This is a genomic window from Synechococcus sp. OH2 (assembly GCF_047462155.1).
GTDB lineage: Bacteria > Cyanobacteriota > Cyanobacteriia > Thermostichales > Thermostichaceae > Thermostichus.
The window spans coordinates 313-889 of record NZ_JANSIR010000112.1; the positions used below are offsets into that span (position 1 = coordinate 313).

Genomic DNA, 577 nt, shown 5'->3' on the forward strand with positions numbered 1-577 from the left:
TCCCTCTGTTCGCGTCAGCGGGACGGAGTCCTTGGTGTGGGCAATCTCTCTCCTACCCAAGTCCACACCCATTGCCTTGGCAGTGTCTCGTGGCTCTGGTGGATCCTGCTCCACGCAAATCTCGACATAGTAAGAACCGAACCGTCTTGGCGTTTGATGAGCGTGGCCGGTTTGGGATCGGCGCCTGCCAACACGGCCCGCTGGTAGTTGCCCATTGCCAACTCAAAGCGTTCCCGCCCCTCAATGGTGGTCAGCGACACCGTCCAGTCTTTTTCCCGAAAAGAATTCCCGAAAAGAAAAGGTGCGAGCGTCAAAGGACTCCGTCCCGCTAGCGCGAAAGGTCACAAAACCCCCCTTGAACGCTTTGACCAGACGGTTCTTTTGGCGGGCAACCTTGCGCGAGCCTGCAACCCGCCTGCACACCTGTTGTGCCAGGTTGCTGGACAGTCCAAAGCGGGTACGAATTTCGCGGTAGCAGAGCGATTGGAGCTTGACGGCGTTGACTATCTTCTCCGGTGTGTTCTCGTTCACCCAGTAAGGCCTCCGGCCCACTGGCGCGAGCAAGGCTCGCGCAAAA

At 58.4% G+C, this 577-nt stretch carries 1 pseudogene; it reads right to left on the minus strand.

What is annotated here, in order from left to right:
- Positions 1–577, minus strand: a pseudogene (locus NW835_RS11870) (hypothetical protein); the annotation flags it as partial.